General features: G+C 41.9%; 13 protein-coding genes. 1 reads left to right on the forward strand and 12 read right to left on the reverse strand.

Going from position 1 to position 17,534, the window contains the following annotated elements:
• The first annotated feature begins 96 nt into the window (after nucleotides 1-96).
• Nucleotides 97-4,956, forward strand: coding sequence for an FkbM family methyltransferase (locus tag AAFP14_RS23500; RefSeq protein ID WP_341734605.1), 4,860 nt, complete (start codon nucleotides 97-99; stop codon nucleotides 4,954-4,956).
• A 74-nt stretch (nucleotides 4,957-5,030) separates the two neighbouring features.
• On the opposite strand, the gene AAFP14_RS23505 is transcribed toward AAFP14_RS23500, so the two are convergent.
• The 12 genes from AAFP14_RS23505 to AAFP14_RS23560 all read right to left on the reverse strand — a co-directional run bounded on the left by AAFP14_RS23505 (nucleotide 5,031) and on the right by AAFP14_RS23560 (nucleotide 17,521).
• Nucleotides 5,031-5,795: a cephalosporin hydroxylase family protein gene (locus AAFP14_RS23505; protein WP_341734606.1), complete on the reverse strand. Its 765-nt coding sequence runs from the start codon at nucleotides 5,793-5,795 to the stop codon at nucleotides 5,031-5,033.
• Nucleotides 5,796-5,798: 3 nt separating this feature from the next.
• Nucleotides 5,799-6,959, reverse strand: coding sequence for a class I SAM-dependent methyltransferase (locus AAFP14_RS23510; RefSeq protein WP_341734607.1), 1,161 nt, complete (start codon nucleotides 6,957-6,959; stop codon nucleotides 5,799-5,801).
• A gap of 75 nt (nucleotides 6,960-7,034) precedes the next feature.
• Nucleotides 7,035-7,961, reverse strand: coding sequence for an NAD-dependent epimerase/dehydratase family protein (locus tag AAFP14_RS23515; RefSeq protein ID WP_341734608.1), 927 nt, complete (start codon nucleotides 7,959-7,961; stop codon nucleotides 7,035-7,037).
• Nucleotides 7,958-8,491 carry a dTDP-4-dehydrorhamnose 3,5-epimerase gene (gene rfbC, locus AAFP14_RS23520; protein WP_341734609.1) on the reverse strand — a complete coding sequence of 178 codons (534 nt, stop codon included), beginning with the start codon at nucleotides 8,489-8,491 and terminating at the stop codon, nucleotides 7,958-7,960. The genes AAFP14_RS23515 and rfbC overlap by 4 nt, the downstream gene beginning before the upstream one ends.
• On the reverse strand, nucleotides 8,488-9,717 hold the full coding sequence (locus AAFP14_RS23525; RefSeq protein ID WP_341734610.1) for a class I SAM-dependent methyltransferase: 1,230 nt from the start codon (nucleotides 9,715-9,717) through the stop codon (nucleotides 8,488-8,490). Before AAFP14_RS23525 ends, rfbC begins: the two co-directional genes overlap by 4 nt.
• A 46-nt stretch (nucleotides 9,718-9,763) precedes the next feature.
• A complete protein-coding gene (locus AAFP14_RS23530; protein WP_341734611.1) occupies nucleotides 9,764-10,762 on the reverse strand; it encodes a GDP-mannose 4,6-dehydratase in 999 nt (332 codons plus the stop codon).
• Nucleotides 10,759-11,535 (reverse strand): glucose-1-phosphate cytidylyltransferase, encoded by a 777-nt coding sequence (rfbF, locus tag AAFP14_RS23535; protein WP_341734612.1) that lies wholly within the window; start codon nucleotides 11,533-11,535, stop codon nucleotides 10,759-10,761. Before rfbF ends, AAFP14_RS23530 begins: the two co-directional genes overlap by 4 nt.
• 194 nt (nucleotides 11,536-11,729) lie before the next feature.
• Complete coding sequence (locus tag AAFP14_RS23540) at nucleotides 11,730-13,880, reverse strand: TIGR04372 family glycosyltransferase (RefSeq protein ID WP_341734613.1); 2,151 nt, start codon at nucleotides 13,878-13,880, stop codon at nucleotides 11,730-11,732.
• Nucleotides 13,843-14,502: an SIS domain-containing protein gene (locus tag AAFP14_RS23545; RefSeq protein WP_341734614.1), complete on the reverse strand. Its 660-nt coding sequence runs from the start codon at nucleotides 14,500-14,502 to the stop codon at nucleotides 13,843-13,845. Before AAFP14_RS23545 ends, AAFP14_RS23540 begins: the two co-directional genes overlap by 38 nt.
• A gap of 388 nt (nucleotides 14,503-14,890) precedes the next feature.
• Complete coding sequence (locus tag AAFP14_RS23550; RefSeq protein ID WP_341734615.1) at nucleotides 14,891-15,367, reverse strand: NUDIX hydrolase; 477 nt, start codon at nucleotides 15,365-15,367, stop codon at nucleotides 14,891-14,893.
• Nucleotides 15,368-15,371: 4 nt separating this feature from the next.
• Nucleotides 15,372-16,367, reverse strand: a complete 996-nt coding sequence (locus tag AAFP14_RS23555) for an SDR family oxidoreductase (protein WP_341734616.1) — start codon at nucleotides 16,365-16,367, stop codon at nucleotides 15,372-15,374.
• Complete coding sequence (locus tag AAFP14_RS23560; RefSeq protein ID WP_341734617.1) at nucleotides 16,364-17,521, reverse strand: class I SAM-dependent methyltransferase; 1,158 nt, start codon at nucleotides 17,519-17,521, stop codon at nucleotides 16,364-16,366. Before AAFP14_RS23560 ends, AAFP14_RS23555 begins: the two co-directional genes overlap by 4 nt.
• Nucleotides 17,522-17,534 lie beyond the last annotated feature (13 nt).

A 17,534-nucleotide genomic window follows, 5' to 3' on the forward strand; every position in this document is an offset into this window, starting at 1 on the left:
GGATTGCTATGGTTATAAATTCAGCAAATGGTTATAAATTCAGCAAAGCTGCTGGGTCTAAACATAATATTAATAACTTTCAAGTAACTTGGCAAAATGAACGAGCAAATGGCTGTGACTGAGTGGGACAAAGGCAATCAATTTCTGCAAGAGGGAAAACTAGAAGACGCGATCGCCGCCTACCGCCGTGCGATTGAGCTAAATCCTGACTACTCTTGGTCTCACCACAATTTAGGGGAATCTCTAGCAAAAGTATGTCAATTTGAGGAAGCGACCGCAGCTTTTCGTCGCGCCATAGAACTTAAACCAGATTTTTCTTGGAGTTACCATCACTTAGGGGATGCCCTAGCTCAACAGGAACAGTGGGAAGAATCGGCTATAGCCTTCGGTAAGGCGATCGAACTTAATCCCCAACATTTTGGGACTTACGTGGGGCTAGGTAATTGCTTAGCAAAAATGGGTCAGTTGGATGAGGCGATCGCGGCTTACCGGCGCGCCAGTGAGCTTGAGCCAGAGGCGGATTGGATTCAGTATAAACTGGGGGAATTGCTGCAACAGCGAACTCAGTTGGATTTGGAAGGGGCGATCGCGTCTTACCGTCGAGCGATTGAGTTAAATCCTGATGATGTGCCAGCATACCGCAAGCTCCTACAGATACAGCCAGATAACTTTGAAGTCTGGTTGCAGTTAGGGGAAGCATTGGTGAAACAAGAGCAGTGGGAAGAGGCGATCGCTCCTTATCGCCGCCTTACTGAGTTAAATCCTGATGATGTGCAAGCTCATTATCGCTTAGGGGAATTATTAATTAAACAGGGGAATTTAGAAGGCGCGATCGATACTTTACGTCATTCTCTTGAATTGAGTCCCAACTCTGACGAATCTTACTATAACTTAGGAGAAGCACTAGCATCTCAAGGAAATGCCACAGAGGCCAGCCTCTGTTACCACAAGGCTTTTAAGTTAAATCCCAATAATATAAAAGCTAATCAAAAACGCCCTCAAATTTATGATTGTTTTGCCTTTTTTAATGAATTAGATGTTCTCAGGATTAGGATAGAAGAACTCAAGGATGTTGTCGATAAGTTTATTTTAGTAGAAGCCACAAAAACATTTAGTGGCAACCCCAAACCACTTTATTACCAAGAATTCAGCCATGAGTTTGCTGAGTATCAGGATAAAATCATTCACTATGTTGTTGATGATATGCCTGAAATTGACTACAGTCAACCGGTTCATCTGCAAGCATGGCCTCTTGACGTTCACCAAAAAAACTGTATAAGTAGGGTATTAAATTGTCTTGACTGCAAAGATGAAGATATCATCCTAGTTAATGACTGTGATGAAATTCCCAGAAATGAAAAAGTGAGTGAAGCTATTGAATTACTGAAAGATCATGAATTCGTCATATTTGTTCAAGATTTGTATCACGGTCATTTAGATAATCTCTTCAGTGAGTGGTGGTGCGGAACTGTTGCTTGTAAATATAAAGATTATAAAGTTAGAACTTACACTAAAGTTAGGTATTCAGACAAAATAAACACAGGGTTAGACATGGGCGATCCTGCTTACAAGCGTTCGGGATACATCAATAGCAACCAGTATTTTGAACATCCATACCTACTTAAGAGTGGCTGGTCATTTAGTTGGTTTGGTTCAGAATTATCCCGTCGGTACAAATTGCAAAGTTTTGCCCATAAGGAAGGTGATGATTCACAAGCAAGAGGCATTGAAAAAATCAAATATGACGTATGTAGACCCAGTTTGGAGATGGAATCATCAGGAGAGTTTTATTTCGATGTCAGAGACATAGACGGTAAAGATGTGCCGGAATTTTTAAGAAAAAATATCTACAAGTATCGACATTTTCTTCAACCTAGGCAGACAGCACTGATGGCTAAAATTGGGGGGGATTTTCAACAAATTGAGACTCAACTCAATCTGCTTAATAATGAAGCAAAACAAGTGAAAATTCAACTAGAAAAAGGGATTCAAAATCTGCTCAAAGTTTGTGATACTTTGGCCGAAAGGGGGAATATGGTAGAAGCTATTGCACAATGGCGACAGCTAGTAAATATTTACCCAGAATTCACCAGCAAGAAATGTTTTTTAAGCAACTTGGATGGGATAAAGACTTTCCAAATCAACCCAGAAGATTATACTTTAATTTCAGGACAGCTTCTTCAAACACACACTGGTCAACAGCTAGTTAACCAGACTGGAAATTCTGGGCAAATTTGCTACGGACCTTATGTCAGCTTGCCGCCTGGTTTATATCGAGTTAAGTTATACCTGGGAAACTCAGATTATAGTGTAAGCCAAGAAGGTAGCAATTCTGGGAAGGTTTGGTTTAAGTTTGATGTGGCAGTGAATAAAGGTCTGGTGATATATCAGGAGAATGTTTACAATAATCATCAAGCCGAACATGAATTTTTTATAGATTTTAAAGAGCAAGATTTAGAAATTCGTTTCTGGGCTACTGGTCTATTCTTTGCTGTAAACTGGATAGAACTGAATTTAATCTATCAAACTGATTTACAGAAAGATATTGAAGCTTATCAGCAAAAACCCTCCATAAGAAAAATTGAAAAAATAGAAGTTAAAGATACTCACTGTAACTATGGTCAATTTATTTATGCAGAGTGGAATCATCCCAACGAAATAAGTCGAGATTGGGCAGCAGGTGCTTTATATTGCCTCAAAACAGAAAGATGGGGTCAATATATCCTACCAGGAACGATTGCAATAGACATTGGCGCTCACTCTGGGGATACTGCATTACCAATGGCTCTCCTTACAGGTTCCACTGGAATGGTTCTGGCTTTTGAACCAAATCCTTACGTTTATGAAATCCTCAAATTCAACCAGTACCTTAACAGAAATTCCCTAAATATTGAAATTTTCGATCTAGCCATTATGGAAAAAGAGGGTACCTACGAATTTACCTATGGTGATTCAGAGTGTTGTAATGGTGGCTATGATGACTTGTTTGGGTGGAAGACTACCAATCCTAATGTTAGGGTAATTCCAATTAAAGGAGTTAATTTAGCGACTTTTTTACAGGCTCAGTTTGGTCAAGAGTATGACAACATACTAAAGAGACTGAGTTTTATTAAAATCGATTGTGAAGGTTATGACAAGGAAGTTATTAAAACTCTCAAGCCGATTATTGATGTTGCAAAACCAGCTTTGTTTGTAGAATGGTTTATAAATTTTAATCAAGAACAAACTGATGATTTATTTCAGAGTATTCATAATTTAGGTTATTCTTGTTATAACCCAATTACTTTAGAGTTGCAAAAAGCAGATATTAACCAAAAAATTCCCGATATTTTATGCCTGCCTAATCCTTTGTACGACACAATATGGCATGAAATAAATCAAACAGATATACTCAAGGAAGAGCCTCAAAATTTACAACAAATAGAAATCAGCTTAGAGTCTGCATACACGCACTTTAGTCAAACAAGTAATTATGAAGTAATTAATCTGTTTTCATTGACAGATTCTGAGCGATTTATTCTGGAGCAAGAAGGCCTGTCTATTAATAACTTAGAATTAATAAAAAAAGAGGATATACGACTCGAAGATAAATATATTAATTATTTTAGTGATTCAATATCTTCATCGACCAGTGATTTCACAAATAATAATGATGAAATTTATCCTGTTGCTAGCCACCAACAGAGTTTATTAACCACAGGCTATGTTTATACAGTTAGTCCATTTAGTGGGAAAATATTACGCTCAAATCATTCATTTTTAGTAAATTATTGGGAAATAGGTCATCACGATCTGCAAGCTTTTTGCTATCGCTTTGTGGGAGAAAAAGTATTTTATTTAATTATTGGCGGTTTGGGTAATGAAAAGACTGCCATTTACATACCGGGAATAGAGAAAATCATAGTTTTTGTGGCAGCCATACAGACTGCGAAGTTAGATGAAACAATCAATAAACTAAAGAGTTTTATAGTTAGCTATTACCAGCCCGTAAAATCTTACATTTTGAATACTCATCTCAAGCCATTAGTCAATGTAATTGGGTTGTATTTTAACATTGGTCATTATGTTTGGAATGAACTAGGCGGAATTGATATAATCCAGCACCATGATCAAATTCAAAAAGTAGTAGAGAAATTTTTGATTGGCTCTGGTGACTACTTTAGTGCTAGAGATATTTTCCCTGAAGTTCTACAGAATAATAATGTTATTCAAGTTAAAGCTGTTTTTGACGCTTTTAAAACAATAGTAGATAATAAATATCTGGCTTTGAGGGTAGTTGGTTCATATATGAAGCAAGAATTAATTAATAAAATTATCCAGGTATCACGAACTAAATGCTCTCCTGGTTTCCTAGAACAAGTTAAAGAAGCAAAACAAAAGTGTTTTCCAATAATAGGTATTCAATTTCGTACCAGTAATCGAGTATGGTTATCTCAGGTTGAAGGACTGGCAAATATCATCAAAAAACTTTATGAAGAGTTTAAAAACTTGGGGATAGTTTTTGATGGCTGGTCATCAATTCCTGGTCAAGAATATTCTTCAGATGTAACAAGTGTAAATATTGACAGAGACAGGGCTGTCGAGGAGCAGATAAAAAACCTGATTCCATCTAGTATTCCTACGTACTCTGCCATTGGTGCGACAACTTATGAAACAGTAATTTGGTGGCATCAAGCCATAGATGGTGGTATTGAACCTCTGAGTGGTGGGCTTCTATTTTCTTCATGGATAGCAGATAAGCCAGGAGTTATTCATTCTCGATATGACTTGTATCCTGACTGGGTTAAATCTTTTACCACAGCTTATTGTAGGGAAAACCTAGTAGGATCAAAAATATTCGTTGGAGCCGACCAAGATTGTCCAGGCGATTATAACAGTAATTATGATTGTAACTGGGAAGTAATTTATAATGAAGCACTTAAACTAATACAAAACCTAACTCAGGAGAGACCGTAAACGTTTCCCTAATAATTTTTAAGAGGGAAAAAGCCCACTCAAAAATTATCATAATACCGAGCCAGCATTTCTCCTCACAGTCTCCGCAACCACGCTCCAGGCCAGTGAGTCACATTCTCCGTCAAATCGCTCTCGCTAAACGGCCATTTAGGTTGCTCCAATACAAACTCAGGATGCCGATCGGCAAACTCAGCCGCCGCCGCAGTAGGATGATCCCACTTCCACTCAGGATTCCCGCGCGGCACATCATCCAAATCCTTCATAATCCCATCGGTGGCGATTATATAGGAGCCTGGTGTCACCAAACTGCAATAAGCCTCTAACTCGTCAGCAACGTGCTGTTTTGTGTGACACGAGTCAAGACTCACCAACACAGTCTCGCCTGGATTTACCAGTTTTTTCACCTCATCTACAATACTGGTATCTGTAGAACTGCCTTCCACTAAAGTAATGAACGATGACAGTTGGTGTTTCTCTATCGCCTTGCGATTGTGGGGGCGAATTTCAATATCAACTCCTACAACCCTACCCTTGCCCATTGCTTTAAAAAGGCTAGCGTAATAAATCAGCGAGCCGCCGTGAGCCACCCCGGTTTCAATAATGATATCGGGTTTAACCTGATAGATAACTTCTTGAATCCGAATCAAATCTTCAGGGAGTTGCAGCAAAGGGCGACCCAACCAACTAAATGTGTAAGAATATTTCTGATTCCATCCAACTTTAACCCACTGAAGCGATATCAATTCAAAAGCCTCTTTTGTATAAAGATCTAATACCTGCTTCTGGTTATCAATCTCACAAGTGAGTGTTTTTTCAGTCGTATCAATTGTCAATTTCATAAATCACTCAACTAATAGGTCAATGTTTAAGTTGGAGGCCTTTAATAAGACTAAATTTTCTTGATGATAATTCGGGTTCATCAAGATAGCAGTTGTAATTTCTCGCTCGGCTATATCCTGATAGCTGACAATCGGGTGAGCAGCCCCAGGGATATATTTACCTTGTTTATTAGGGTTCAGGTCAATAATGCAGTCAATCCATTTACGATCGGGATCGATCATATTAGCAAAAGTTACACCTTTAGCTCCAGCCCCCCAAAGAGCCACTTTTCCTTGGTTAGCTAATTCTTGAATCCTAATTTCCCACTTGCTAATCAGTTCACGTTCTGATGTCGCAAACTGGTTAGCTAAAATTGAAATGAATCCTGGTTTTTTCGTAACCGCCGGTTTTTGGGCAGGAATCGTAGCTTCTAACCATAGATATTGCCCTTCAAATATATGCTCTACGCTCTCAACCTGAAAACCCGATACTTCAAAAGCCGTCGCTAGAGACTCTGCCGTAAAGTAGGAACAGTGTTCGTAGAAAAAATCCCATATTACTTGATTGCGGAGTATCCATTCGACGCAGGGCGTTTCAAAGAAAACGCGCGCGTGGGGAGAATGAACCAAAGCTTGTCGGACAGAAAAGAGTAAGCTCAAAGGCTCAGGAACGTGCTCGATCGCATGACGACAAACCACCACATCAGCATGAATATTAGCACACTCTGAGTCATAGTAACGCTTCTCAAACTTCAGGCGGCCGTCAAGAACAGTTTCTGCCCCGACATAACTTGGATCGAACCCATAACCGATATTTCCCCATTCCTCAGATTCTACTAGCTTCCTTAAAAATGAACCTTTGCCGCAGCCAACTTCCACAACCGAGCAATTTTGAACATTTTTCTCAGAGATTAGAGAGCGGGCAAGTTCGGAAATATAACTCTCAAAAGAAGGGGAATAAGTCTGGGTATTATCATACTCCTTGCCATAGCTTAGCTTGGAACCATCAAAATCCTGATTAAAAATAAATCCACATTCTTCACAAACTGCTAAAGTTAGATTGCCGCGATTTATTTCTATAGCAGATATTCGATCTGCCATCACTAAGTTTTGGTGAACGGGTACGCTACCTCGAACCAAAAATGGGGCTATTAAGCTAGAACTGCAAACAGGGCATTTTTGCATACTTTAATATCCATTTACAGGGAAAGATTTATATTTTTTCGTATCTTTTAGCATTATTTTCAATAATTTCACTAATTACTCAATTTTTAATCCTGTATAATTTGAATTTTTCCACCAGATTATAGCTTGCCTTAATCCCATTTCCAAATTTAATTTTGGCTGCCAACCCACCTCATCAGACAAACGAGTCACATCAGCCACTAACAAAGGTGCTTCTTTCGCAGCAGACGGGATAGCACCTAACTGAATTAAGTCCGATCGCCCGATTAGATCTGCTATCTTATAAACAACATCTTTAAGGGCGATCGCCTGTCCCGATCCAATATTAACAGCACCCGTCACCTCACTCTCCAAAAGAGCCACAAAAGCATCAGCCACATCCTGTACGTACAGAAAATCCCGGATTTGATTACCGTGAGAGCAGCGTGCAGGCTCTCCCTTTAACAGAGAAAGAATCACCGAAGAAACCAGGCGATTTGGGTACTCGTAAGCACCGTAGGGAAAGAAAATACGTCCCCAAGCACTGCTAATACTTGTTGTTTTAGAATAGCAACTAACTATCTCCTGCAAAGCATTTTTACAAATACCGTAGGGAGTATCTGGATTTCTCGGCGTTACAAATTCCGAGCAATAACCATACTTCCAATCGTATTCGGCACAGGTTCCACCCATCACTACTCTTTCACCTCCTTGCTCTCGAAATTGCCTCAATAATTCCAAACTTGCCTGCACCCACAAAAAGTTATCCTCAGATTTCCAGTATTGTCCAGGTACAGTATAACACCAGGCAAAATGCAGCAAATGTGTAGGTTTTACTTGACAAACTAACTCCTTAATAGATGTATAATCTAACAAATTTGCCAGATGCCAAGTACAATCCGAATTCACAGTCGGCAAAGTCTTAGAAGCGACAGCATGAACCTCAAACCCCCGTTCCACCAGTGTCTTGAGCGAGTGTCTGCCAACAAAACCTCCCGGACCCGTAACTAGGACTTTTTTCATAGCACAAAATCAGGAAAATTTCTATCTTTTTCCGAAATCACGCGGTGAGATATCTCCGGCCAATCAATGCTAAAAGTCGGGTCATCCCATCGCACTCCCCTGGCTAGTTCAGAATAATAAAACTCCGACATCTGGTAAAAAACTTCCGTATTATCTGCCAAAGTTTGACAGCCGTGAGCCATACCTTCGGGAATATAGAGCATCTTACGATTTTCCGAGTTTAGATCTACTGCAAACCACTCTTTAAAAGTCGAAGAATCTGGACGTAAATCGATAATTACATCATAAATTCCTCCTTTAATACATCTAACCAACTTCACTTCCTCGTGAGGTTGAGCCTGATAGTGCATTCCCCTCAAAGTACCTTTCTTCAAGTTAAAAGAAATATTGCACTGCACTAGCTTAGGATTCAAACCATGTTCGGCAAACTCCTTTTGACACCAACTGCGGGCAAAAAATCCCCTCTCATCTGTTAGGGGCTCTACCTCAATAACATAAGCTCCCTTAAGCTTGGTTTCAGTAAATTTCACGCGATTACCTCCACTTGAGGAATCAACACCACAAACTTACCTCCCCACTCGCGGATATAATCCATCTGACTTACTATCTCATCCTTAATGTTCCAAGGTAAGATAGCCAAATAATCTGGCTTAGTCTCCCGAATTTTGTCTGGATGATATATTGGAATCTGGGTTCCTGGCAAAAACAAACCCTGTTTATGCGGGCTTAAATCCACTGTATAATCAATCAAATCCGTGCGGATACCGCAATAGTTCAGCAGCGTATTAGCCTTCGCCGGTGCTCCATAGCCCGCAATGGATTTGCCCTGATTTTTGGCATCAATTAGGAAACTGAGCATTTGACGTTTAGTAGACTTAACCTGTTCGCCAAATCCTACATAAATTTCAAGTTGGTTGAGCCCTGCTTGAATTTCTTTTGCTTTCAATTCCGTGATGCGATCGCTAATTGTTCCATCGACCTCACTATGCCTACCGTAAATCCGCAGAGAACCGCCGTGGGTAGGTATTTCCTCCAAATCAAACAAAGTTAAACCGTGACGAGCAAAAACTTGCTCAACTGTCAACAACGAAAAATAAGAAAAATGCTCGTGGTAAATCGTGTCAAATAAGTTGTCTTGAATTAGTTGTAATACATGAGGAAACTCCATTGTCAAGATGCCATTGGGTTTCAGGATAATTTTCATCCCCGCCACAAAATCATTCAAGTCAGGCACATGAGCCAACACATTATTGCCCAGCAATAAATCTGCCTGCTTCCCTTCTGAAACCAACTCTTTAGCCGTTGCTACACCAAAAAAATTGACTAAAGTTGGAATCCCTTTTTCCTGGGCCACCTTAGCTACATTGGCAGCAGGTTCAATCCCCAATACGGGAATTCCTTGTTGCTGAAAATACTGGAGTAAGTAGCCATCATTGCTAGCGATTTCAATTACCTGACTGTTTTCGTCAAATCCAAATCTTTCCACCATTAACTCTGTGTATTTCTGAGCGTGGCGCAACCAAGAGTCTGAATAAGAAGAAAAATAAGCATAATCGCTGAAGATGCTATCCGGGGATTCAAACTCTTCTAACTGGACTAAAAAACAATTGCCGCAGACATAAGTATGCAGCGGATAAAATTTTTCTGCACAATTCAGATGTTCTTTAGCAACAAAAGCATTCGCCAGTGGCGACATCCCTAGATTTACAAAAGTATGCTCTAATCGGTGACTACAAAAACGACATTTAGATGGCACAGAATTAGCCCCCCTTTTTTGATTTTTTAGTTTTGAGTACCATCTATCATGCGTTGATGACACAGGTATCTTCATTCATCAAAAAGTTTTCATACCACTCTATTGTTTCTTTCAAGCCTTCTTCGAGTGGATACTTAGATTCCCAACCGAGCATTTTTCGCGCCTTATCTGCCGAAAGATACTGATGTTTAATTTCATTTTTTGCCCGATTCAATACCACTGGCTCTAAATGAGTTTTACCCATCAATTTCAAAACTATATCTACCATGCCCCGCACAGAAATTTGCAGTTCATTGCTGAAATTAAATGCCTCTCCCAAAATTTCTTTCCTGTCCATTTGCTCAGCCAAATGGAGATAAGCTAAAACGCCATCCTTCGCATAGAAATAGTCCCGAATAAAAGTACCATCGCTGCGGATGACTACCGGCTTGTCTCGCAATGCGGATCGAATTGTAGATGGAACAATGCGATTAAAGTTCAAGTCTCCGCCCCCGTAAAAGTTACCGCAGCGCGTAATGCACACGGGCAAACCATAACTGACGTAATAAGCCCGACTGATTAAATCTGCACAGCTTTTAGAAACATCATAAGGATGTTCTCCTTGCAGCGAAGTAGTTTCGCTATAAGGCAGCACTAGCTGGTCTCCATAGGCTTTATCGCTGGATGCTATGACAATTCGACTCACGCCACCGACGCGACGACAAGCTTCTAAAATATTCCAAGTACCTTTAATATTTGTTTCAAAAGTTGCCAGTGGTTCTCTATTTGCAACTCCCACAATTGTCTGAGCTGCTAAGTGAAAAACTGTATCTATTTCATACTCATTAATCGAGCGTTCTACCGTTGGCAAATCTTCGACACAACCGCGAACGATATTAATTTGCCGATACCACTCTCCAGCATAAAGTCGGGATTGTGGCACCAAGTCACGGACTAATCCCGTTACCAAAGCCCCTCTTTCCAGCAACTCAGCCACTAACCAGTTACCCAAAAGGCCGGTGCAACCTGTTACCAATACCGATCGATCGCGCCAAAATTCACTCATTCCCACACCCTCCAAGGAGCCTCTCCATTATCCCACAGTTCATTCAAATACTTATACTCGCGGTAAGTATCCATCGCAAAAAAGAAACCTTCGTGGCGATACGCCATCAATTGTCCCTGCGCTGCTAATTGCTCTAGTGGCTCTCGCTCCAAAAAACAATCATCCCCCCTTAAAGCATCAAATATGCTCCGGTGAAGAACCAAAAATCCAGCACTAGCCCAGCCATCTATTTGAGGTTTTTCGGTGAATTCCAGAACTTTGCCTTGGTTGTCCACATCTAAAATACCATATCTCGATATCGGGCGAACTGTACTAACAGTTGCCAGCTTACCATGAGACTTATGAAAATCTACCAAAGCTCCAATATCGATATCAGCAACTCCATCACCGTAAGTCACCATAAAGGTATCCTCAGTAATGTATTTCTCCACCCGTTTCACCCGCCCCCCAGTCATGCTATCTGGTCCGGTTTCCGCCAGTGTCACCTGAAAATCTTGCTCGCGGTGTTCCTCGTGATAAGTAATCTGATTTTGGCGACCCAAGCAAATAGTAAAATCATTATTCATCGCTTCATAATTCAGGAAATACTCCTTAATCATGTTGCCTTTGTAGCCCAAACACACAATAAAATCCTGGAATCCGTAGTGGGCATAGGTCTTCATAATGTGCCAAAGAATCGGTCGTCCGCCCACATCAACTAGGGGCTTGGGACGAAATTCTGTTTCTTCTCGGAGACGTGTCCCCAAACCGCCGGCTAGTATAACTACTTGCATTGTTTCACAGTTTTAAACTTCATCAACTAATCTTTATTTACAATGGTTTTCCAGAAGCCTACCACAATTTGGAGTAAGTTTTGCTCTCGTCCCAAGGAACTCAAGCCATCACCACCCACGAACATACCAGACCGCAGCCCCTCTCAGGATGTTCCCACAGCACGGGTATCAACAGACTCCCGATGTATCGCGCATCAAGTGCCTGTTTGCCTCAGTCCCAAATTGTAATACTTTTGCAAGAAAGAGCGTCCCATCCGGCTATTGAAAGCACTCGGCCCATAAGGTGTTGGCAGAGAGTTGAACTCCTGCTGTAAAATTTCGTCTTCTTCTGTATATTGCACTTTACCCTCCAGTCGATCGAGCATTTCCAGTACCAAGTCATTAATCTCCTCTGGCGTATTATCCACCACTTTAATGCCCCAGGAGTAAAGAAGTTTGCTGTTGAGGTTGAAAAAGAAGCGAGGCGCTAGTGCTTCTTCAAAGGTGAGATAGCGATTTTCAACTTCAGACCAAGCCAGCTTGGGGATGAATAAATCCTGGCTTTGGTAAGGACTAGCTGAAATTGGCCATATATTGGTTAGCACGCCAGGTACACCAAATATAGAGGGAAGATAACTTAATCCTGAATTAGTGCCAAGTAAAAAGCGACAGGAAGCACACAAAAAGATATCCATCCAATCACTTTTCGCATCAGTGCGAGCATAGTCAATAACCTGCCTCATAGGTGTCATTGGTTTCATCGTAGGGTCGCCCATGCGGATGACCCAGCCACCCCGCGCTACAATTGACTCAATTGCTAAAAGGTATGTGTTGATATCAGCATTGCGATAGTTACTTACTGCCTCTGAGTGGAAGCCATTTTCTCGAACGTGAAGACAGATAAACCAGGCATTTTTAGGTATGCCAAGGTCTTGTAGGCTGCACCAGCCACGCTCGTAATCCAATGGTGATAAAGTCAGTAGAGGTGGTTGTTTCTCGGCTTCCCACTGCTTCTGAACTAAAGGCACGGCATAAGACGTATCTACCATCTTTTTGTCGGACAATTTGATGTAGAATAGAGTGTATTCTAAACACCGCAGTTTTTTGGCCATTGGAAGCAGGCGAACGATGAGGGAATTGTCAGTTATTATGTATAGATAGCGACGCCAGTAGTTGACTAAACAGGGGTTGATTACTTGTTCGGAAGGTGCTAAAATAATTGTTTGGTGTTGGGGCCGCCAGCCAATAATACCCATTTTGATATAAATGTCTATAGTGCAAGCTAGTTGACCTATTGCTTGTAACCAGGGCCAGTGGGTGAAATACTCCGGCGTTATAAACCGGATACCTAAATTACTTAGGGGATGGGTTCTCATCTGAGAATTATATATATCAATTGCTTGTTGCATAGAACTGATTGATTCATTTAATTTGCCCAAATCCCACAAATTCCAGCTTATTTTGGCATGAGCTTCTGCTAGGTTAATATAACAATCAGCCCAGTCTGGCCATTTGTCGATCGCTCTTTGGTAAATCTCAATTGCTTCTTCTAATTTACCTTGCTGTATCAGTAAGTTTCCGAGGTTGAAAAGTGCCTCTTGTTCTAAAGAGGGTTTATTTTGCTTCTGTTTAGCCTCATCTATTTCAGCTTGATCTATCAGTAAGTTGACAAGGTTGATATGTGCTTCTTCTAAGTCAAAGTTGATGGCGATCGCTTTTTTATAACTTTCAATTGCCTGTATTCGTCGATTTTGTTGTGCTAATAGCTTGCCTAATTCAAAGTAGCTTTCTGCACTATCTGGAGCGTTTTCAATGGATTTACCTGTTTTAGCGATCGCAACTTCCAACTGTCGCCGTTTTGTCAGGGTTTCTGCTAAATTGCGGTAGTCATCATTAACTGATGGATTGAGCCTAATAGCCTGACTGTAATAATTGTCGGCTTCATCCCACCGCTGCTGTTTTGCCAAGGATTCCGCAGCTTGACAGTACAAGGCTGCTGCTTCTTCGCTACGGCCCTGTTTGCAGAGGACTTCCCCTAAATTAATGTAAAATCTATAAAAATCAGGGGAAAGCTGAATGGCGTGACTGTAGGAGGCGATCGCATCATCCCACCGGCACAGTTTTGCCAAGGCTTCCCCTAAATTGTAATAAGACCAAACCGAATTAGGGTTGAGTTGAATAGCGCGATCGTAGGAAGTAACGGCTTCATCCCAGCGATCGAGTTTAGCTAATGTTTCCCCTAAGTTGTGGTGAGACAAATAAAAGTTGGGGTTGTGCTCGATCGCTTGGCGGTAAGAGGCGATCGCCTCTTCTAATTTGCCTTCCTGCCTAAGTTTGTTCGCTGCTTGAAAATAGCTTGCTGTCATCACTTACCGAACTCTCAATTTCTGTTGCTGATAACGAACCTTTCATCAACCCATCTAGAATACAATGACAGATGCACAAATGGGTAATTTCTGCAAATCCATAGGCCATTGTCGGGACAAAAAAGTTAATATCTCCTAATTGACGCAGGGGATTATCTGGCTTAAAAGCTGATAGGGTGATGACGTGACAGCCCATTTGAGCTGCTTGACGAGCACCTGCTAGGATGTTGGCAGACTGTCCAGAACTGCTAATAGCAAATACGATATCTCCCGATTGGGCAAAGGTGGCAATGGGTTTGCTGAAAACTTGTTCGTAGCCGAAATCGTTGCTGATGCAGGTGAGGAGAGCTCCATCATTGAAAGCCATTGCGGGAAAGCCTCCATTTCGCCAGTAATCTATCGCCTGGTGACTGGCTACGGCTGCACTGCCGCCATTGCCAATAAAAATTACTTTTTTTTGCTGTTGGCTTTGTTGAGATACCAAAGCTGCGGCTTGACTAATTGCTTCGGCAAAGGAAAGAGGCTGAGATTTTTTGTCAGTCGCTTCAAAGTTTTCGCTTAAATTTGCAAGTTGGCGGAAGTAATCGGTGGCAAAGGGGAGTTGTGAGGGAAAGGTTTGCATTTAATTTGTCAGTTTTGGTTTTAGTTGATGAGTCATATCAATTCCGGTTGCACCGTCAGTGATAATAACGGAGGACACGGCAATGCCGTTTCCTTACCCCGATTAATTGTAGGGACACTCAAGCGTGCCCATTGGTGTCAACTTAAGAGTAAAACCCTTAAGAAATCTCGTTTTTACCCTAGTCTAGATCCCCCTAAATCCCCCTTAAGAAGGGGGACTTTGAGTAGACTCCTGTCCCCCCCTTCTTAAGGGGGGTTAGGGGGGATGGAAGTTTGATAGTTAAACAACAATCTCTGACTGAGTTTGATGTTAAGTTGACACTAATGGACACGCCACTGCCGTGTCCTGACTGTGGGTTATATTAATTCCGATACTAACGGATTTGATATCATGCCCATGTTAAATTTTTAGTGCTGAACTCCTGCCAAGCTGCGGTTAGTTCATCAGAGGCGATCGCCTCGACAACTTGTGGCAGCATCCGCGGAATTTTCGGCACTAGCAGCACTTTAGTCAATTCCTCAAACGTAAATAGTTGGAAGGCTTGCCCCTCCGTTAAGGTTAATTGGCTAGTCGGTACTGTCAAGGGAATACCAAAAATATAGGTGGTGCAAGGTCGATCGGGTGCTTCCCAAGTTAGCAGGTATTTAGGTTCGGGCGGTATCCAACAAAGTTCTTCTTCGATTTCTCGTTTCATCGCTTGGGCGGGAGTTTCCCCATCATCAACAGTACCGCCGAACAGTCCCCAATGATTGGGAGCTATAATCTCAGGTATGTTATCTCGCAGTTGCAGTAACAGGCGAGATCCTTGATAAATAAGTGCTTTTGCAACTTGCAGATTAACTCGATCGGCGGTGTTTTGAACCATAAGTTTAGGTTTTTCCTAAATAGTCAAACCATGCTTTTGTGGCTTCCTGAATGGAATCAGGAGTCCAGACTGGCGCTTCTCGCCACAGGTTGATGTTTGCTAACATCTGTGCTACTCCTTCGGGGAAAGGAACTTTTGGTTCCCATCCTAGGAGAGTTTTAGCTTTGGTGATGTCTCCCCAAGTGCAGTCTGGTTCTCCGGGACGTTTGGGGATGTGGACGATAGGGCCGCCTAATAGTTCCACGAGGGTGAGGACACTTTGAGGATTACCCGAACCAATGTTGATAATTTCACCCGTTACATCCGATGCTGCTGCGGTGACAAAGGCTTCTACGACATCGCTGACGAAGGTAAAGTCTCTGGTTTGGGTGCCATCGCCGACAAGGGTGAAGGGTTTTCCTGCTAATTTTTGAGCTAAAAACACGCCGAAGACGGCACCGTAGGCCCCTGTGGTTCTAGAACGCGGCCCGTACACGTTAAACAGTCGCAGGGAAAGGGCCGGGAGTTTGTAAACTTTGGCCCAGTGCATGACCATTTGCTCGCCTAAATACTTTGTCAAGCCGTAGGGGTGTTCGGGAACACAGGGATAGGTTTCGGGTGTGGGATATTGGTCTGGGATGCCGTAGCAGGTGGAGGATGCGGTGTAGACGAAGCGTTGGATTTGAGCGTGGCGGCAAGCGTCTAGCAGGCTAAAAGTACCTTGAACGTTCGAGTGGTAGTATTGGCTGGGGTTTTCGATCGACGGTACTAAGTCGGCGAGCCCTGCTAGGTGAAATACCCAGTCAATTCCTTCTAGGATGGAGGGGGTGATGGTGGCTGCGTCTTGCTCGATAAAGGTAAATTTGTGATCGCTTTTTGCTTGTTCTAGGTTGGCGAGGCGACCTACAATTAGGCTATCTAGACCTGTGACGGTGTGGCCGAGGGAAAGCAGGCGATCGCACAGGTGGCTGCCGATGAAGCCGGCGGCACCTGTTACCAAGCAGCGTTTTGCAGTAGTCAATGGCTATCTCCTTTCAAGTAAGGTTGACTCAAAATAAAATTGCTAGATTGAGATGTAAAATATTCCTGTTGCATTTTTTTGCTGATATTCTTACCCGTAGCATGAGTAAAAGGCATTACAATGTCCATTCCAGGTGGGATATCTTGAGGCTTGACAATGGGAATATTGCCAATGTTGTTGCCCACCCTTTGGCTGTCTTCATCAATGAAACAACTTGGCGGATTTGACAGTTGACTTGATACCCAAATTCCTGATATTCCAGTACCAAAAATAGCATACTTCCGATTCTGGGTTGCTCTTTCAAACTCTGCTACTGTTTGTTTGAGCCAGTAAAAGTAGCCATCGGGTGTAAAACTTGAATCTGGCAAGGATTGTTTGGGGATGGAGCCATCATCGCGCTTCAGTAGTAGAGTCAAGCAATTGTGTACCCAATCATAGCCATCAAGTTCTATCTGATAGCCCGTTTCCTGACAAAGCTTGATTAAGGCAGAATTAGTAAAATGTGACCAATGATCGATCGTAGCAAAGTCAAAGGGAGTGCGATGAATATCTGGAACTTGTATAAGTAAAAAGCCATCTTCTGTCAGGTACTCCCTTAACAGAGTAAGAAATTGAGCGGGTTCTGGGATATGCTCCAAACAATGCCACAAAACAATTAGGTTAAAATTTTGTTTTGGAACATTATCCAGGCTTTCAGTATAAAACTCAACCACCCCAGGAATTGCTAAAATTTCTTCTTTTGATTTGTCTCCCAAGTCAAATGCAAATAACTGCCATTGCAGCAAAAGTTGACTAGCAGATTTCAAAATAGCGCCATTCCCTGTACCGATATCGAGTAGGTTTCCAGATTTTGGTAACAACGAAATACATTGCTCTATCGCATGATAACTTCGGGCGCGCGGTGGGCTATCTTTGGGAAAAACAAGTTGTTCTTTTCCGCTTGAAACTTTGTAGGTTTCATAATTTTGATAAAGAGAGTTAATGAATGAAACTTCTCTCTGGCTATGAGCTTTTTGCAGGTGGTGGCAGTTTTGACAGTAATAGATTTTGGCTGGTAGAGAACACAAGTCTGGTTCCGATGTTACCGAAGCTGGCTTAAGACCAATATCTCCCAATTCTGTTACCCGATCGGACCTGCAAAGATTGCACTTCATAAACTTAGTTCTC

Origin of the sequence: Microcoleus sp. EPA2 (assembly GCA_020882975.1) — a bacterium.
In the GTDB taxonomy this organism is placed as follows: Bacteria; Cyanobacteriota; Cyanobacteriia; order Cyanobacteriales; family Microcoleaceae; genus Microcoleus.